At 62.4% G+C, this 16,042-nt stretch carries 18 protein-coding genes; 1 reads left to right on the top strand and 17 read right to left on the bottom strand.

The window, feature by feature from the left end:
- Nucleotides 1–9: 9 nt before the first annotated feature.
- Nucleotides 10–318 (bottom strand): hypothetical protein, encoded by a 309-nt coding sequence (locus QPK27_RS05495; protein ID WP_290417195.1) that lies wholly within the window; start codon nucleotides 316–318, stop codon nucleotides 10–12.
- A gap of 1 nt (nucleotide 319) precedes the next feature.
- Nucleotides 320–724, bottom strand: a complete 405-nt coding sequence (locus tag QPK27_RS05490) for a helix-turn-helix domain-containing protein (protein WP_290417194.1) — start codon at nucleotides 722–724, stop codon at nucleotides 320–322.
- A 166-nt stretch (nucleotides 725–890) separates the two neighbouring features.
- On the opposite strand from QPK27_RS05490, the gene QPK27_RS05485 reads away from it, so the two are divergent.
- Nucleotides 891–1,649 carry an SDR family oxidoreductase gene (locus tag QPK27_RS05485; RefSeq protein WP_290417193.1) on the top strand — a complete coding sequence of 253 codons (759 nt, stop codon included), beginning with the start codon at nucleotides 891–893 and terminating at the stop codon, nucleotides 1,647–1,649.
- A gap of 73 nt (nucleotides 1,650–1,722) precedes the next feature.
- Here QPK27_RS05485 and QPK27_RS05480 read toward each other — a convergent pair whose 3' ends face one another.
- The 15 genes from QPK27_RS05480 to nuoG form a co-directional block, all read right to left on the bottom strand.
- Nucleotides 1,723–2,250, bottom strand: coding sequence for a hypothetical protein (locus QPK27_RS05480; RefSeq protein ID WP_290417192.1), 528 nt, complete (start codon nucleotides 2,248–2,250; stop codon nucleotides 1,723–1,725).
- Nucleotides 2,237–2,578: a hypothetical protein gene (locus QPK27_RS05475; RefSeq protein WP_290417191.1), complete on the bottom strand. Its 342-nt coding sequence runs from the start codon at nucleotides 2,576–2,578 to the stop codon at nucleotides 2,237–2,239. Before QPK27_RS05475 ends, QPK27_RS05480 begins: the two co-directional genes overlap by 14 nt.
- A gap of 393 nt (nucleotides 2,579–2,971) precedes the next feature.
- A complete protein-coding gene (gene ispF / locus QPK27_RS05470; RefSeq protein WP_290417190.1) occupies nucleotides 2,972–3,487 on the bottom strand; it encodes a 2-C-methyl-D-erythritol 2,4-cyclodiphosphate synthase in 516 nt (171 codons plus the stop codon).
- A 37-nt stretch (nucleotides 3,488–3,524) separates the two neighbouring features.
- Entirely contained in the window at nucleotides 3,525–4,262 is a 738-nt protein-coding gene (ispD, locus tag QPK27_RS05465; protein ID WP_290417189.1) for a 2-C-methyl-D-erythritol 4-phosphate cytidylyltransferase, read from the bottom strand.
- 11 nt (nucleotides 4,263–4,273) lie between these two features.
- A complete protein-coding gene (locus QPK27_RS05460) occupies nucleotides 4,274–4,981 on the bottom strand; it encodes a hypothetical protein (RefSeq protein ID WP_290417188.1) in 708 nt (235 codons plus the stop codon).
- On the bottom strand, nucleotides 4,966–5,523 hold the full coding sequence (locus QPK27_RS05455; protein ID WP_290417242.1) for an NUDIX hydrolase: 558 nt from the start codon (nucleotides 5,521–5,523) through the stop codon (nucleotides 4,966–4,968). Before QPK27_RS05455 ends, QPK27_RS05460 begins: the two co-directional genes overlap by 16 nt.
- Before the next feature lie 47 nt (nucleotides 5,524–5,570).
- Nucleotides 5,571–5,906 carry a DUF2818 family protein gene (locus QPK27_RS05450; protein ID WP_290417187.1) on the bottom strand — a complete coding sequence of 112 codons (336 nt, stop codon included), beginning with the start codon at nucleotides 5,904–5,906 and terminating at the stop codon, nucleotides 5,571–5,573.
- A gap of 3 nt (nucleotides 5,907–5,909) precedes the next feature.
- Entirely contained in the window at nucleotides 5,910–7,415 is a 1,506-nt protein-coding gene (nuoN, locus tag QPK27_RS05445) for an NADH-quinone oxidoreductase subunit NuoN (RefSeq protein ID WP_290417186.1), read from the bottom strand.
- A 15-nt stretch (nucleotides 7,416–7,430) separates the two neighbouring features.
- The gene (locus tag QPK27_RS05440; protein ID WP_290417185.1) at nucleotides 7,431–8,927 is read right to left on the bottom strand and encodes an NADH-quinone oxidoreductase subunit M; all 1,497 of its coding nucleotides are present in this window, start codon (nucleotides 8,925–8,927) and stop codon (nucleotides 7,431–7,433) included.
- Nucleotides 8,928–8,948: 21 nt separating this feature from the next.
- Nucleotides 8,949–11,048: an NADH-quinone oxidoreductase subunit L gene (nuoL, locus tag QPK27_RS05435; RefSeq protein WP_290417184.1), complete on the bottom strand. Its 2,100-nt coding sequence runs from the start codon at nucleotides 11,046–11,048 to the stop codon at nucleotides 8,949–8,951.
- A 40-nt stretch (nucleotides 11,049–11,088) separates the two neighbouring features.
- On the bottom strand, nucleotides 11,089–11,397 hold the full coding sequence (nuoK, locus tag QPK27_RS05430) for an NADH-quinone oxidoreductase subunit NuoK (protein WP_183557698.1): 309 nt from the start codon (nucleotides 11,395–11,397) through the stop codon (nucleotides 11,089–11,091).
- The gene (locus QPK27_RS05425; protein ID WP_290417183.1) at nucleotides 11,394–12,071 is read right to left on the bottom strand and encodes an NADH-quinone oxidoreductase subunit J; all 678 of its coding nucleotides are present in this window, start codon (nucleotides 12,069–12,071) and stop codon (nucleotides 11,394–11,396) included. The genes nuoK and QPK27_RS05425 overlap by 4 nt, the downstream gene beginning before the upstream one ends.
- 18 nt (nucleotides 12,072–12,089) lie before the next feature.
- Complete coding sequence (gene nuoI / locus QPK27_RS05420; RefSeq protein WP_290417182.1) at nucleotides 12,090–12,578, bottom strand: NADH-quinone oxidoreductase subunit NuoI; 489 nt, start codon at nucleotides 12,576–12,578, stop codon at nucleotides 12,090–12,092.
- A 10-nt stretch (nucleotides 12,579–12,588) separates the two neighbouring features.
- On the bottom strand, nucleotides 12,589–13,680 hold the full coding sequence (gene nuoH, locus QPK27_RS05415) for an NADH-quinone oxidoreductase subunit NuoH (RefSeq protein WP_290417181.1): 1,092 nt from the start codon (nucleotides 13,678–13,680) through the stop codon (nucleotides 12,589–12,591).
- Nucleotides 13,680–16,022 carry an NADH-quinone oxidoreductase subunit NuoG gene (gene nuoG / locus QPK27_RS05410; RefSeq protein ID WP_290417180.1) on the bottom strand — a complete coding sequence of 781 codons (2,343 nt, stop codon included), beginning with the start codon at nucleotides 16,020–16,022 and terminating at the stop codon, nucleotides 13,680–13,682. Before nuoG ends, nuoH begins: the two co-directional genes overlap by 1 nt.
- Between the last annotated feature and the right edge of the window lie 20 nt (nucleotides 16,023–16,042).

Here is a 16,042-nt window from a genome sequence, read left to right as displayed (position 1 = left end):
GGACGCGACTCACAGGCGCAAACGGCGGTAGGCTTGCAGGAAGCGCCTGGCGGCGGCCGCGCTCAGCACCCTGACCGGGTCGCCGTGCCAGGCATACAAAAACGGTTCGCCGCCCAGGCGATCGGTGAGCCTGGCCGACAGCAGGAAGCGGGTGCCGGGCGGATAGACGTCGGTGTCGAGCAGCTGACGCGAGCATTGCACGCGCATGCCGGTGGACACCGCCTGCCCCGCCATCGGCCGGATGCGCAGCTTGCCGCTGCGTTGATCGAGCACCGATTCGACCGCGACCTCGCGGTAGGCCCATGCGTCGCGCGCCATGTCAGCCGCGCTCCACGGTAGCGCCAGCGCGGGCGAGCTTGTGCTGGCGCAGCTCCGGCTCGTGCCGTTCGGCCCACACCCACAGACTGCAGAATGCGGCGCACAGGCTGGCGCCCATCTCGGTTAGTTGATACTCGACGCGCGGCGGCACTTCCGGATGCACGGTGCGCAGCACCAGGCCGTCGGCTTCGAGCTGGCGCAGGGTCTTGGTCAGCATGCGCTGGCTGATCGTTCTGACCAGTTCGCCCACGCGGGTAAAGCGCTGCACGCCGTGCTGGTGCAGCACCTCGAGCACGCACATGGTCCACTTGTCGGCCACGCGGTCGAGCACGTCCAGTACCAGTGCGTCCAGCTCGGGACGCGGCTGGTGTCCGCCGGCGCCTCCTTGCAGTGGTTCGAAGACCACATGCCGTTGTCCTGCCTTGTTGCCCATCGCGGCCCAATCCTTACCGTTATGTTCGTACAGCACAAAAAAGTGCCTACTTCCTGTTTGAGAGTATTGCGACTAGGCTAGCACGGATTCGAGGCGGATTGGCGCCTTCGGAGCCTGGTTCAACTTGCAAGGAGGATTCATGAAAACGACTGGAAATACCATGCTCATCACCGGCGGCGGTTCGGGCATCGGCCGCGCACTGGCCGAAGCCTTTCATCGACGCGGCAACCAGGTCATCATCGCCGGCCGGCGCCAGGCCGTGCTGGACGAGGTCGCGAATGCGAACCCCGGCATGGCGACGGCCGTGCTGGACGTGACCGATGCGCAGGACATCGCGCGCTTCACGCAGCAGATCGTGTGCGACTATCCGGCACTGAACGTGCTGATCAACAATGCCGGCATCATGCGCGCCGAAGACTGGACGGCGGAGAACGTCGACACCGCAACGGCGCAAGCGACCATTGCCACCAGCCTGCTGGCGCCGATCCTGCTCACGGCCGCCCTGCTGTCGCAGCTGCGCAAGCAGGCCGCCTCAAACGTGGTCAACGTCTCGTCCGGCCTGGCCTTCCTGCCGCTGGCGATCACGCCGACCTACAGCGCGACCAAGGCCGCGATCCATTCGTTCAGCGAATCGCTGCGGCACCAGTTGAAAGACACGGCGGTCGAGGTAATCGAAATCGCCCCGCCCTACGTACAGACAGAGCTGATGGGCGCGCAGCAGGCCAGCGATCCACGCGCCATGCCGCTGGCCGAGTTCATCGACGAGGTGATGCAACTCCTGGAAACATACGATACGCCGGAAGTGCTGGTGCAACGCGTCCATCGCCAGCGCTTCGCCGCCGCACAGGGGCAAGCAGGCTATCAAGAGCTGTTTACGCAGGTCAACGGCCCGCATTGATTCGGAGTGTGCCCGATATTATTGAGAATGGTAACAAAAGCCTCGCTCTAGCGAGGCTTGGTCGAACAGCACATTATCCCGGTGGGACAGCAGGAGCAGCTTGACTTGGAGGCGCAGATGGCTGCGTCGTACCCGGGGCAACTGGCACATACACCACTTGTGCGGGAGTCGAATGTGGTTGGCTGGCCCCACTAGGTTTCAGAGCGTTGCTCATGGCCATAAATAGCCCACCGAAACCCACGAACAGGCCAATAACGGTAGCAATCATCCACTTCTGGGTTTCACCGGTGCTACGGGTGATTTCCGCTTTTAGTTCTCCGGTCGACTTGACGAGCTCAGTTCGGACGTCCCCGATAGATTTGGTCACCTCTGTACGAACCCCAGCCACCTCGATTTTCAGGTCAGTGAGATCGGCCTTAGTGGCGAGCGTCGGCAGAATTGCATCGAGCCGGGCTTCCAGAGCGGTGAGGCGCTTTTCCATGGTGCCATCATATCCCCCGCCGCCGCCGCCGTCAAAACCCGTTTGTTTTTGCTCTGCGATCTTCTCTTGCGCCAGCTGATACTCCAAGTCAACTATCTGAAGATGGTTACGTTCCGTCATGAGACTCAACCTTCTTCTCTTCAGTCTGCATATCCTGCGCAGTTTTGAGCTCTTCTTTAAGCTCTTCTTTAAGCTCTTCTTTCAGTGCAGCTGTCATTTTCTGAAGCTCATCATGTACGACATTCAGTATGTCGTTTTGCTCTTTTGATAATTTCAGAAAATCTTCTGCTTTTTGAATTATTTCGCTATTCCCGCTAGAACGCGTTATTTTCGCAACTTCAATAAGAGCGCCCACCGCAACCATATTGCATTGCGCCTGTTTCGCGAGTGCCCCATATAGATGACCAGCAATGGTCGCAAAATCTACTTTATCCTTTGGTAATATCAAAGCCTCATTGCTTGGGATCGTTGGAAGTCAGCGCGGACGGCTTGCTCAAGTATATCTCTAGAATTCTCGAGCAACCTCGCAAGTGCTTGAAAAAATGTATAGTCAAACGCCTTTGGCGGCAATCCTCTCGACGTGAATGCGGCCAGATCTCGGTTGGCGGGTCCATTGTGTCAATGACAGGATTCGCAAGCTGGAATTTATCAGGCCTCAGGCTTTATCAGATCTGCCCCGGACATAACATCATCAGCAGTACCTACCGAAACGGTTGTGCTCTAAGTTCATTGCTTTTAGATGACATGAAGAACTCTCCTTCATCAATAGTATCTTCGGACGAAGATTCATGCGTTCAGTCGATACTGCTCAAGGCTTCAGCATTCATCCAGATACGGGTTTTTAGTCGGCGTTTACCCGGATCAGCAGCGCAGTCGCCTGCGCCGCCATGCCCTCTTCGCGTCCCAGGTAGCCCAGCTTCTCGTTGGTCTTGGCCTTGATGTTGATCTGCTGCGGCGACACGCCCAGATCTTCGGCGATGCGCGAGACCATTTGCGGGATGTGCGGCGCCATCTTCGGCTGCTGGGCGATGATGGTGGCGTCGATATTGCCGATGGTGTAGCCGGCGTTGAGCACGCGGTGCGCCACTTCGCGCAGCAGCGTGCGCGAATCGGCGCCGGCGAACATCGGGTCGGTGTCCGGGAAGTGCTTGCCGATGTCGCCCAGCGCGGCCGCGCCCAGCAGCGAGTCGATGATCGCATGCAGCAGCACGTCGGCGTCCGAGTGGCCGAGCAGGCCGAGGCGGTGCGGGATGGTGACGCCGCCGACGATCAGCTTGCGGCCTTCGACCAGGCGGTGGTTGTCGTAGCCAGTGCCGATGCGAAACGGCGGGGTAGGATTGTAGGATGCGAGTGCCATGGTGTGGTTTGCTTGTAATGGTCGGTTCAAGGCGGGTTCAAGGTCGGGCGGCCGCGGCCAGGTACATCTCGGCGATGCGGATGTCGGACGGCAGCGTGACCTTCAGGTTGCGGGGATGTCCTTCGACTAACTTGGGGGCCAGGCCGAGGGCTTCAACCGCACTGGCGTCATCGGTAATCGCGGAAGGATCGGTCGCGGCATCGAGTGCGCGACCGAGCAATTGATAGCGGAACATTTGCGGCGTTTGCGCCAGCCACAGGCTGTCGCGCGGGACGGTGCTGACTTTATCCAGGGCGCTGCGCTTGACGGTGTCGACTACCGGCAGGGCCAGCAAGCCGCCGACCGGGTGCTCGCCGGTTTCAGTAATCAAGCGTTCGATCAGTTCCGCGTCCAGTCCAGGACGGGCAGCGTCATGCACCAGTACCCAATCGTTCTGGCCCAGCGTGCCGTGGACTGCACGCAGCCCGTTGCGGATCGACTCCATACGGGTCGCTCCACCACAGCGCAGGACCGTGACCCGTGCGCCCTCTTCGCTCGCATCCGGAAGGACGCCGTCGATGAAGGGATCGTCGGCACTGACCACGACGTAAGTGTGTGCGATCAATGGACTGGAGAGAAACGCGTCCACGGTATGCCGCAACATCGGCTTGCTGCCGATGGTCAAATACTGCTTGGGACTGCCGGCAGCCATGCGGGCACCCACCCCGGCGGCCGGGATCAGGGCAACGTGACGCACGGTCATGTCCTGGTTTGGAGTGTTCTGGTGTTCGGTCATTCAGTGGTGTGTCAGTTGCGGCGCTTGGGTCGAAGCAAAGACTGTACCTCACCTCCGCATACCTTGCCCAGTCGCGCGTACTCTTGCGGCGTGTCGATGGCGGCCTGCAGCAACTCGACCTTCGCCATTTCGCGCTTGATGTAGGGCATCCAGCTGCGGTCGATCTCGCGCTGTAGCGATGCCTGGGCCTGGCCGATCGGCGCATACAGCGGCTTGCCGGCGAAGCGCTTGGCGAGCGCAGCGCGCACCCGCGCCTCAGCCTGCGGCAGAAAATCCTGGTAGGTCTTGAGATGCCGCATCTCGTGCGCCATCACCTCGCGGTACGAGCAGGTCCCGGGCGGGAACTCGCGGCTGACGTAGACCATGATCGGCAGATAGGTGAGCGAGACGTCGATCCGTGGCATGATGCATTCGTAGCCGCTGGCGCGATCCTGCAGCATGCGCCCGCCGGCCTTGATGTCGATCCGGGCGTCGGTGTGGGTCAGTCCGAGCACCCATTCGTTGGCGCGAGACTGTCCTTTCAAGCGAGTGAGGTCGTAGAAGGAACGGGTGGGGTCGACGCGGTAGCCCTGCTGCTGGGCCGACAGCACCGAGATCGACTGGCCGATGGTATCTTCGCACTTGGCCTGGAACGGCGTGCGCTGTTGCGCGGCGGTCGGCCAGGCTGCGCCCAAGAGGCCGGCGGCCAGCACGCCCATCCTGATCAGGCGGGCGTCCACGTCCCGGACAGGATCTTCTCGAGCCAGAAGGCGCCGATGATGGTCTTGACGTCGGTGATCTCGCCGCGCCGTACCATTTCCAGCAGCTCGGGCACTGTCACGGTGAACAGTTCCAGGAACTCGCCGTCGTCGAGCTTCTGCTCGCCGGCGACCAGGTCTTCGGCCAGGAACAGTTCCAGGTGCTCGTCCGAATAGGCAATGGCGTTGTGGATGGTGCAGACGAAGCGCCAGCGGCCCGCCGTGTAGCCGGTTTCTTCTTTCAGCTCGCGCTGGGCGCAGGCCAGGTGCTGTTCGCCCGGATCGATCTTCCCGGCCGGGAATTCGATGAAGACTTGCGAGTTTGGGTAGCGGAACTGGCGCTCGAGCAACACACGGCCGTCGGGCAAGAGAGGAAGAATGACGACGGCGCCCGGATGACGGATGAATTCGCGGTGGCTGGTTTTGCCGTTAGGCAGCTCGATGCGGTCGCGCTCGACTTTGAGGAAGTGGCCGTCGTACACCAGGCCACCGTCGAGGCGGGTTTCTTTGAGTTCCGACACTATGCGCGCTCCATTGTTTGAGTGAATGATGGCTGTGTCGGCAACGTCATCTAATTGCGCCGCTTGCGCAGGTAGCGCAGCACGAATCCCGGAAACGCCAGCACCAGGAACAGGCACCCGGTCACCGCAAAGAACTCCCAAGTCTGCACGTACACCGAACCGATACGCGATTCGAGCAGGCGCGCGACGAAGCCGACGAGGAAGTATAAGACAATCAGTTCGAGCAGGCGCAACGGGAAGCGCTTGGTGCGCGCCTCCCCTGCTTCCTGACCGCTGCTGCGGCCAGGAAGTGGAACCACGCCAAAGACGCGCTCACTGAGGAAAGGAAGATTGGCCGCGGCCGCCGCGAGGGCGACCACCAGCCAGGCAGCGATGGAATTATCCAAAGCTTAGTTTGCCAGGGTTGCCTGCATGGTGGCGTAGCAGATCGCCAGCAGACCACCCGGGATGATGCCCAGCACCACGATCGCGACGCCGTTGAGCGACATGATGACGCGCATGTCGGTCGGGGTCGAGATGGCGCTCGCATCCACCGCTTCGTCGAACCAGATGGTCTTGACGATACGCAGGTAGTAGAACGCGCCGATCAGCGAGAACAGCACGGCCACGACCGCCAGCCACACCATGCCCGCATTCGCCACCGCCTGCAGCACCGCGTACTTGGCGATGAAGCCGACCATCGGCGGCACGCCGGCCAGCGAGAACATCAGGATGGTGGCGACGATCGCGAACCATGGGCTGCGCTTGCCCAGGCCCTTGAAGTCACTGATCAGCTCGGCTTCATGGCCGGCGCGCGCCAGCATCATGATCAGGCCGAAGGTGCCGACGGTGGTGATCACGTAGACGATGGTGTAGTACATCGCGGCGCTGTAGGCGGCGGCAGCGTTGGTGGTGTCGCCATCAACATTACCCACGACCATGGCCAGCAGCACGAAGCCCATCTGCGCGATGGTCGAGTAGGCCAGCATACGCTTGATGTTGGTCTGCGCGATCGCGGTGATGTTGCCGAACGCCAGCGACAGCACGGCCAGCACCATCATCATCTGTTGCCAGTCGAAAGCCATCGACGGCAGGCCCTCGGCCAGCACGCGGATGACCATGGCGAAGGTCGCGATCTTCGGCGCGCCGCCCAGCAGCAGGGTGACGGCGGTCGGGGCGCCCTGCACCACGTCCGGGACCCACATGTGGAACGGCACCACGCCCAGCTTGAAGGCCAGGCCGGCCACCACGAACACCAGGCCGAACACCAGGATGGTGCGGTTGGCGCCCTCTGCGGTGGCAGCGGCGTTGATGGCGTTGATGTCCAGGGTGCCGGTGGCGCCATAGATCATCGAGATGCCGTACAGCAGGAAGCCGGAAGCCAGTGCGCCCAGGATGAAGTACTTCATCGCCGCTTCGGTCGAGATCGCGTGATCGCGGCGCAGGGCAACCAGCGCGTACAGCGACAGCGACATCAGTTCCAGACCCAGGTACAGCGACAGCATGCTGTTACCCGAGATCATGATCATCTGGCCCAGCATCGAGAACAGGGCCAGCACGTAGAACTCGCCGCCCAGGTTGCCCGACATCATGCCGCGCTCGCCGGCGTACTGGCGCGAGTAGACGATGGTCATGGCCGTGGCCAGGTAAGTAAACAGCTTGAGCAGGTTCGACATCGGGTCCGACACGTACATGTGGTTGAACGTGTAGACCGTGCTGCCGGCGCTGAAGTCGACGAACGAGAACGCGGCGCAGCCGCCGATGGCCAGCAGCGACAGGCCATAGGTCAGGTTGCGCTTGCCCTCTTTCAGGAACATGTCGATCAGCAGGATCGCGGAAGCCGCGATCAGCAGGAAGATTTCGGCGTACACCGGCACCAGGTTGGTGTCGGTGGCCGCGAGCAATGTGGAGTTCATTTCATTCATGGCAGTTTATTGAGGCACTTTGCTGACTGCGACGTGTTGCAGGAGGTCGGTGACCGACACCTGCAGCGTTTCGGCGATCGGCGCCGGGTACAGGCCCATCAGCAGCGTGGCGATCGCCAGCACCGACAGGATGGCGAACTCACGGCCGTTCAGGTCGGTCAGTTCGGCGACGTGCTTGTTGGCGACCGGTCCGAAGATGACGCGCTTGACCATCCACAGCGAGTAGGCGGCGCCCAGGATCAGCGCGGTGCCCGAGGCAACGCCGGTCCAGAAGTTGAACTCGACCGCGCCCAGGATGACCATGAATTCGCCGATGAAGCCCGAGGTGGCGGGCAGGCCGGCGTTGGCCATCGAGAACAGCACGGCAAAGGCGGCGAACTTCGGCATGGTGTTGACCACACCGCCGTAGGCGGCGATTTCACGCGAGTGCACTCGGTCGTACAGCACGCCGATGCACAGGAACATCGCGCCCGACACGAAGCCGTGCGAGATCGACTGCATCAGGCCGCCCTGCACGCCCAGGTCGTTGAACATGAAGAAGCCCAGGGTCACGAAGCCCATGTGCGCGATCGACGAGTAGGCGACCAGTTTCTTCATGTCCTTCTGCACCAGGGCCACCAGGCCGATGTAGATGACGGCAATCAAGGAAAGCACGATGACCACCGGGGCCAGGTACTGGCTGGCGTCCGGGGCGATCGGCAGCGAGAAACGCAGGAAGCCATAAGCGCCCAGCTTCAGCATGATCGCGGCCAGCACCACCGAGCCGCCGGTCGGCGCTTCGACGTGGGCATCCGGCAGCCAGGTGTGCACCGGCCACATCGGCACTTTCACGGCGAAGGCCATGAAGAAGGCGATGAAGATCAGGATCTGTTCTTTCATCGTCAGCGGCTGGTTGTGCCAGTCGAGGATGTTGAACGAGCCCGACTTGTTGTACAGGTAGACGATCGCGACCAGGGTCAGCAGCGAACCGAAGAACGTGTACAGGAAGAATTTAAAGGCCGCGTACACACGGTTCGGGCCGCCGAACACGCCGATGATGATGAACATCGGGATCAGGGTGGCTTCGAAGAAGAAGTAGAACAGCAGGCCGTCGAGGGCGACGAACACGCCGATCATCAGGCCCGACAGGATCAGGAACGAACCCATGTACTGGGCGACACGTTCCTCAATCACCTGCCACGCCGCCGCCACCACGATGATGGTGATGAAGGCGGTCAGCGGCACGAACCACAGCGACAGGCCGTCCACGCCGAGGCGGTAGAAGATGTTGAAGCGTTCGATCCAGGCTGCCTGTTCGAAGAACTGCATGCCGTGGGCGGCGTTGTCGAAATTCGTGATCAGCGGGATCGTCGGCAGCAGGCTGACGACCGCGCCGACGAGCGACAGCATGCGGACCATGCCGGCGTTCTTGTCGCGGCCGACGGCCAGGACCAGCACGCCGAACAGGATCGGGAGCCAGATCGCCAGGCTCAGGTACGGTGGAAAAGTGGATAACTGCGTCATTTTTTTTGTCTCTGCCTCTGATTAACCGCGCCAGAACGGGAAGAAGTACAGCATGGCGGCCAGCACGCCTGCGATCATCACGAACGCATAGTGGTAGATGTAGCCGGTCTGGGCGGTCTTGGTGACCGTCGAGAACCATGCCACCACCTTGGCGCTGCCGTTGACGATCAGGCCGTCGATCAGGCCGCGGTCGCCCACGTTCCACAGGCCCTTGCCGACGCCGAGTGCGCCGCCGGCAAAGACTTTCTGGTTGAACGCGTCCATGTAGTACTTGTTGTCCAGCAGGGTGTGCAGCGGCTTGAGCTTGGCGTAGAACCATGCCGGCACGCGTGGATTGATCATGTAGCAGTAATACGCGGCAACCACGCCTGCCAGTGCCAGCCAGAACGGTGCGGTCTGCAGGCCGTGCAGCGCCATGGCGCCGGCGCCGTGGAACATCTCGCCCAGTTCGGCCATTGCCGGGTGGCTCGGGTTGACGGTGATGACGCCGTCGAAGAAGTGTCCGTGCAGCATAGGACCGATGGCCAGGTAGCCGACGATGACCGACGGGATCGCCAGCAGGATCAGCGGCAGGGTCACGACCCATGGCGACTCGTGCGGCTTCTGGCCCGGGGCCAGGCCGTGGTGGCCGTGGTCGTCGTGCTCTTCCTCATGGTGCGCATCCGAATCGTGCAGCGCGTGCGGGTCGCCGTGGGCGGCCTTGGTGTGGTGCGCATCGTGGTGATCATGGGCATGCGCCTTGCCGAAACGCTCTTCACCGTGGAACACCAGGAAGTACATGCGGAACGAGTAGAACGCCGTGACGAACACGCCGGCCAGCACCGCGAAGTTGGCGAAACCGGCACCCGGCAGATTGCTTGCGTGCACCGCCTCGATGATCGAGTCCTTCGAGTAGAAGCCCGAGAACAATGGGGTACCGATCAGGGCCAGCGAGCCGATCAGCGAGGTGATCCAGGTGATCGGCATGTACTTGCGCAGGCCGCCCATGTTACGCATGTCCTGGTCGTGGTGCATGCCGATGATGACCGAGCCGGCGCCGAGGAACAGCAGTGCCTTGAAGAACGCGTGGGTCATCAGGTGGAAGGCGGCGACCGAGTAGGCCGACACGCCCAGCGCTACGGTCATGTAGCCCAGCTGCGACAGGGTCGAGTAAGCGACGACGCGCTTGATGTCGTTCTGGATGATGCCCAGGAAGCCCATGAACAGCGCGGTGATCGAACCGATGACGATGATGAAGCTCAGTGCGCCATCCGACAGCTCGAACAGTGGCGACATGCGCGACACCATGAAGATGCCGGCGGTAACCATCGTTGCGGCGTGGATCAGTGCCGAGATCGGGGTCGGGCCTTCCATCGAGTCCGGCAGCCAGACGTGCAGCGGGAACTGCGCCGACTTGCCCATCGCGCCGATGAACAGGCAGATGCAGGCGGCGGTCAGCAGCGGCCAGTCGGTGCCGGGCACGGTCATTTGCGCCAGCTGGTCGGCTTGCGCGAACACTTCGGTGTACTGCATCGAACCGGACGCGGCCAGCAGCAGGCCGATACCGAGGATGAAGCCGAAGTCGCCGACGCGGTTGACCAGGAAGGCCTTCATGTTGGCGAAGATCGCGGTCGGACGGGTGTACCAGAAGCCGATCAGGAGGTACGAGACCAGGCCCACCGCTTCCCAGCCGAAGAACAGCTGCAGGAAGTTGTTGGACATGACCAGCATCAGCATCGCGAACGTGAACAGCGAGATGTACGAGAAGAAGCGGTTGTACCCGTCGTCTTCCGCCATGTAGCCGATCGTGTAGATGTGCACCATCAGCGACACCGACGTGACGACGCACATCATCATCGCGGTCAGGGTGTCGATCTGGAAGCCGACCGCCATCTTCAGCGTGCCGATCGTCATCCAGGTGTAGATGTCTTCATTCAGTTTGAAGCCGTCCAGGGTGGCCATCAGGGTCATGACCGAGATCACCAGCGCGATCGCGACGCCCAGGATGGTCGCCGTATGCGACACCTTGCGGCCGACCACATTGCCCAGGAACTTGGTGCCGAGCAGGCCGGCGATCGCCGAGCCTGCCAGCGGCGCCAGCGGCACCGCCAGTAAGAGTGAGGTAGAGATTTGCCCCGCCATTGTTGAACCTTATTCGTTATAAGTTATCGAGCGAGACCAATCAGCCCTTGAGGCTGTCGAGGTCTTCCACGTTGATCGTGTCCAGGTTACGGAACAGGACCACCAGGATCGCCAGGCCGATGGCCGATTCGGCGGCGGCGACGGTCAGGATGAAGAACACGAAGATCTGCCCCGCCGCGTCGCCCAGGTAATGGGAAAACGCGATGAAGTTCAGGTTCACCGCCAGCAGCATCAGTTCGATGGCCATCAGCAGGATGATGATGTTCTTCCGGTTCAGGAAGATGCCGACCACCGAGATCGCGAACAGGATCGCGCCCAGGATCAGGTAGTGTGCGAGCGATACGGTCATTTCGGCTCCTTCGGTTCGACTGGCGCTGCGGCTGCGGCTGCGGCAGCTGCTGCCTCGACGTTCGCTGCGTCGATGGCGCGCTGGTTGACCGTGGCGACCTTGACGATCTTCAGGCGGTCGTTACGCTTGACGCGGACCGCCTGGCCCGGGTCGATGGCTTTGCTGTCCTTGCGCTTGCGCAGGGTCAGGGCAACGGCGGCGATGATGGCCACCAGCAGCACCACGGCGGCGATCTCGAAGCCGTAGATGTACTTGGTATAGATCTGCAGGCCCAGTTCCTTGGTGCCGCCGATGTTCAGCGCGGCCGCTTCCGGCGTCTGCGCGAAGTTGGCGTAGCCATTCCACAGCACGGCGCCCATCTCGACCACGATCAGGATGCCGATGCCGGCAGCCAGTGGCAGGTAGCCCCAGAAACCTTCGCGCATGCGGTCGATATTAATGTCGAGCATCATGACGACGAACAGGAACAGCACCATGACGGCGCCGACGTACACCAGCACCAGCACGATGGCCAGGAATTCGGCCTTCAGCAGCAGCCAGATACCGGCGGCGTTGAAGAAGGCCAGCACCAGGAACAGCGCGGCGTGCACCGGGTTCTTGGCGGTGATGACGCGCAGGCTGGCCAGCACCATCACGGCCGCGAACACGTAGAACAAAACGTTAGTAAAAGTCATTTCCCGAGCCTGTAGTTATTAGCGGTACTTCGCATCCGCCTCGCGGGCGGCGGCGATGTCGGCTTCGTAGCGGTCGCCCACGGCGAGCAGCATCTCTTTGGTGTAGTAGAGATCGCCGCGCTTTTCACCGTGGTATTCCAGCACGTGGGTTTCGACGATCGAGTCGACCGGGCACGATTCTTCGCAGAAGCCGCAGAAGATGCACTTGGTCAGGTCGATGTCGTAGCGCGTGGTGCGGCGGGTGCCGTCCTCGCGCTGCGCCGATTCGATCGTGATCGCCATCGCCGGGCACACGGCTTCGCACAGCTTGCAGGCGATGCAGCGCTCTTCCCCGTTGGGGTAGCGGCGCAGCGCGTGCAGGCCGCGGAAGCGGTTCGACATCGGCGTCTTTTCTTCCGGGTACTGGACCGTGATCTTGCGCGAGAGCGCGTATTTCCCGGTCAGGGCCAGGCCCTTGAACAGCTCGGTCAGCATCAAGCTGCCGAGGATTTCTTTCATTCGTGACATTGTCTGTTCCTTACTTCCAAATATTCCACGGCGTCTGCATCCAGGCAGCGATGAGCACCAGCCAGATCAGGGTCAGCGGGATGAAGACCTTCCAGCCCAGGCGCATGATCTGGTCATAGCGGTAGCGTGGGAACGTGCCGCGAATCCAGATGAACAGCGAAACGATGCAGAAGGTTTTCAGGAACAGCCAGAAGAAGCCGATGAAGCCGCCAATGGTGCCGCCCACGTCGAGGAAGGCGAACGGCGCCGACCAGCCGCCCAGGAACAGCAGCGAGGCGATGCAGGCGATCAGGATCATGTTGCCGTACTCGGCCAGCATGAACATCGCGTACGACATGCCCGAGTACTCGACCATGTGGCCGGCCACGATTTCCGATTCGCCTTCGACGACGTCGAACGGGTGACGGTTGCACTCGGCCAGGCCGGAAATGATGTAGATGACGAACAACGGCAGCAGCGGCAGCCAGTTCCAGGACATGAAGGTCAGGCCCCAGTCGGCGAACATGCCGACTTGTTGCGCGCCGACGATATCCGAGAAGTTCAGGCTGCCCGACACCATCAGCACCACGACCAGCACGAAGCCCATCGGGATTTCGTACGAGATCATCTGCGCCGAGGCGCGCATCGCGCCCATGAACGAGTACTTCGAGTTGGACGCCCAGCCGGCGATGATGATGCCGTAGACTTCCATCGAGGTGATCGCCAGCAGCAGCAGCACGCCGGCGTTGACGTCGGCCAGCGCGAACTGCGGGCCGAACGGGATCACCGACCAGGCCGCCAGCGCCGGCATGATGGTCATGATCGGACCGATCACGAACAGGTTGCGGTTGGCTTTCGCCGGGATCACGATTTCCTTGATCAGGAGCTTCAGGCCGTCGGCCATCGGCTGCAGCAGGCCGCCGGGACCGACGCGGTTCGGACCGACGCGGATCTGGATCCAGCCGATCAGCTTGCGCTCCCACAGGGTCAGGTAGGCGATGCAGATCATCAGCGGCGCGAGCACCGCGACCACTTTCAGTAAGGTCCAGGCCAGCGGCCAGACCGGGCCCAGCAGGTCAGCCCCGCCGGCGGTGAAACTATCGATAAGACCGGGCGTTGCCATTACTTGCCCTCCCCTGCTTTTTCAACTTGGATGGAACCGAACATCGCGCCGAGGGTCGCGACGGCCGGATGGCCGGCGGCGACACGCACCGCGTTCGACGGCAGGCGCGGATCGACGTCGGCCACCAGCACGGCTGAGCCGTTACCTTGGGTGACCTTGACGCTGTCGCCGGCTTGCACGCCGATCTGTTCGGCGACCGCTTTCGACAGCGTGACCAGCGGCGCATTCGCGTCGGCAGTGCGCTGCAGCGGCTCGGAACGGCGCGCCAGGGCGTCGGTGAAGTACACCGGCACGTCGGTCACGCGCTCGAGCTGGCCGGCCGGGGCGTAAGAGCCCACGGTCGGCGCCAGGGTCGACACGTTGTTCAGCTTGGCCGAGAGGTCGGTATTGCCCTTACCGAAGGCTTCGTCGCGGATCGATTCCGAGGTTTCGTAATCGAAGCCTTGCAGGCCCAGCAGGTTGCCCAGCACGCGCAGCACTTTCCAGGCCGGACGCGCATCGCCCAGCGGACGCACGGTGCCGTTGAAGCTTTGGGCGCGGCCTTCGCAGTTGACAAAAGTGCCGGCGGTTTCCGAGAACGGCGCGATCGGCAGCAGCACGTCGGCGTAGTCCATGCCGTGCTTGAAAGCCGACATCGCCACGACCATCTCGGCTTGCGCCAGCGCGGCGGTCGCTTGCTGCGGGTTGGCCGCATCGAGTTCCGGTTCGGCGTTGAGCAGCACGTAGGCTTTCTTCGGCGACGCGAACAGCGATTCGCCCTTGCCGCTCGTTGCGCCGACCAGGTGGCCGCCGACGCTGTTGGCGGCTTCGACCAGGTAGCCGAAGCTGCAGCCGGTCTGTTCGGCGATCCATTGCGCAGCGGCGTGGATCTTCGAGGCTTGCGGGTGCTGTGCGGCGGCGTTGCCCATCAGGACTGCGCCCGGCAGTTCGACGTCACCGACGACGACCAGCGAGGCGGCGATCGACTTGGCGATATCCGACGCTTCGACCGCTTCGAAACCGGCCGGGGCGGCGACGCCCTTGGCGGCGGCGACCGCGACCACGATTTCGGACAGCGCCACCAGCCAGTCGGCCGGCGCTGCGATCAGTTTATGGGCGATCGGCATCAGGAGTTCGTCATCGCTCGCGCCAAGCAGCGACAGGCGGGCGCCGCCCTTGGTGGCGGCGCGCAGGCGCGTGGCGACCAGCGGGTGATCCTTGCGCAGGAACGAGCCGATGACGAAGGCGCGCTTGAGCTTGCTGATGTCCGCGATCGGCATGCCCAGCCATGGGGTGACTTTACCGTCCAGCGCGAAGTCGCTCTGGCGCAGGCGGAAGTCGACGTTGTCGGAACCGAAGCCGCGGAACGCCTTGTTCAGCAGGTACAGCTCTTCCACCGTCGAGTGGGCGGTGGCGACGGCCGCCAGGCTGTCGGCGCCGTGCTCGTGGCGGATGTTGCGCAGGCCGTGGGCGACGTACTCGAGGGCGGTCTGCCACTCGGTCTCTTGCCACACGCCACCCTGCTTGATCATCGGTTTGATCAGGCGGTCGGCATTGTCCAGCGCTTCGTACGAGAAACGCTCTTTGTCCGACAGCCAGCACTCGTTGAGCGCTTCGTTCTCCAGCGGCAGCACGCGCATCACTTTACCGCCCTTGACCTGGACGATCAGGTTGGCGCCCAGCGAATCGTGCGGCGACACCGACTTGCGGCGCTGCAGTTCCCACGGACGTGCCGAGTAGCGGAACGGCTTGCTGGTGAGCGCGCCGACCGGGCACAGGTCGATCATATTCCCCGACACTTCCGAGTCGACGGTCTTGCCGACGAAGGTGGTGATTTCCGAGTGCTCGCCGCGGCCCAGCATGCCGAATTCCATGACGCCGGCCACTTCCTGGCCGAAACGCACGCAACGGGTGCACTGGATGCAGCGCGACATCTCTTCCATCGAGATCAGCGGACCCGCTTCTTTCGGGGCCACCACGCGCTTTTCTTCTTCGTAGCGCGAGCCGCTCTTGCCGTAGCCGACGGCCAGATCCTGCAGCTGGCATTCGCCGCCCTGGTCGCAGATCGGGCAATCCAGCGGGTGGTTAATCAGCAGGAATTCCATCACGGATTTCTGCGCGTGCACCGCCTTGTCGCTGTGGCTGCGCACGATCATGCCCGGCGAGACCGGGGTGGCGCACGCCGGCAGCGGCTTCGGTGCTTTTTCCACTTCGACCAGGCACATGCGGCAGTTGGCCGCGATCGACAATTTCTTGTGATAGCAGAAGTGCGGGATGTAGGTGCCGAGCTTGTTTGCGGCGTCCATCACCATGGAACCTGGTGGGACTTCGACTTTCTTGCCGTCTAATTCGATTTCAACCATTTGATCGTTACCTGACCTGG

The organism is Massilia sp. YIM B02443 (assembly GCF_030411955.1).
Lineage (GTDB): Bacteria > Pseudomonadota > Gammaproteobacteria > Burkholderiales > Burkholderiaceae_D > Telluria.
This window is presented reverse-complemented; position numbering and strand designations above follow the sequence as displayed.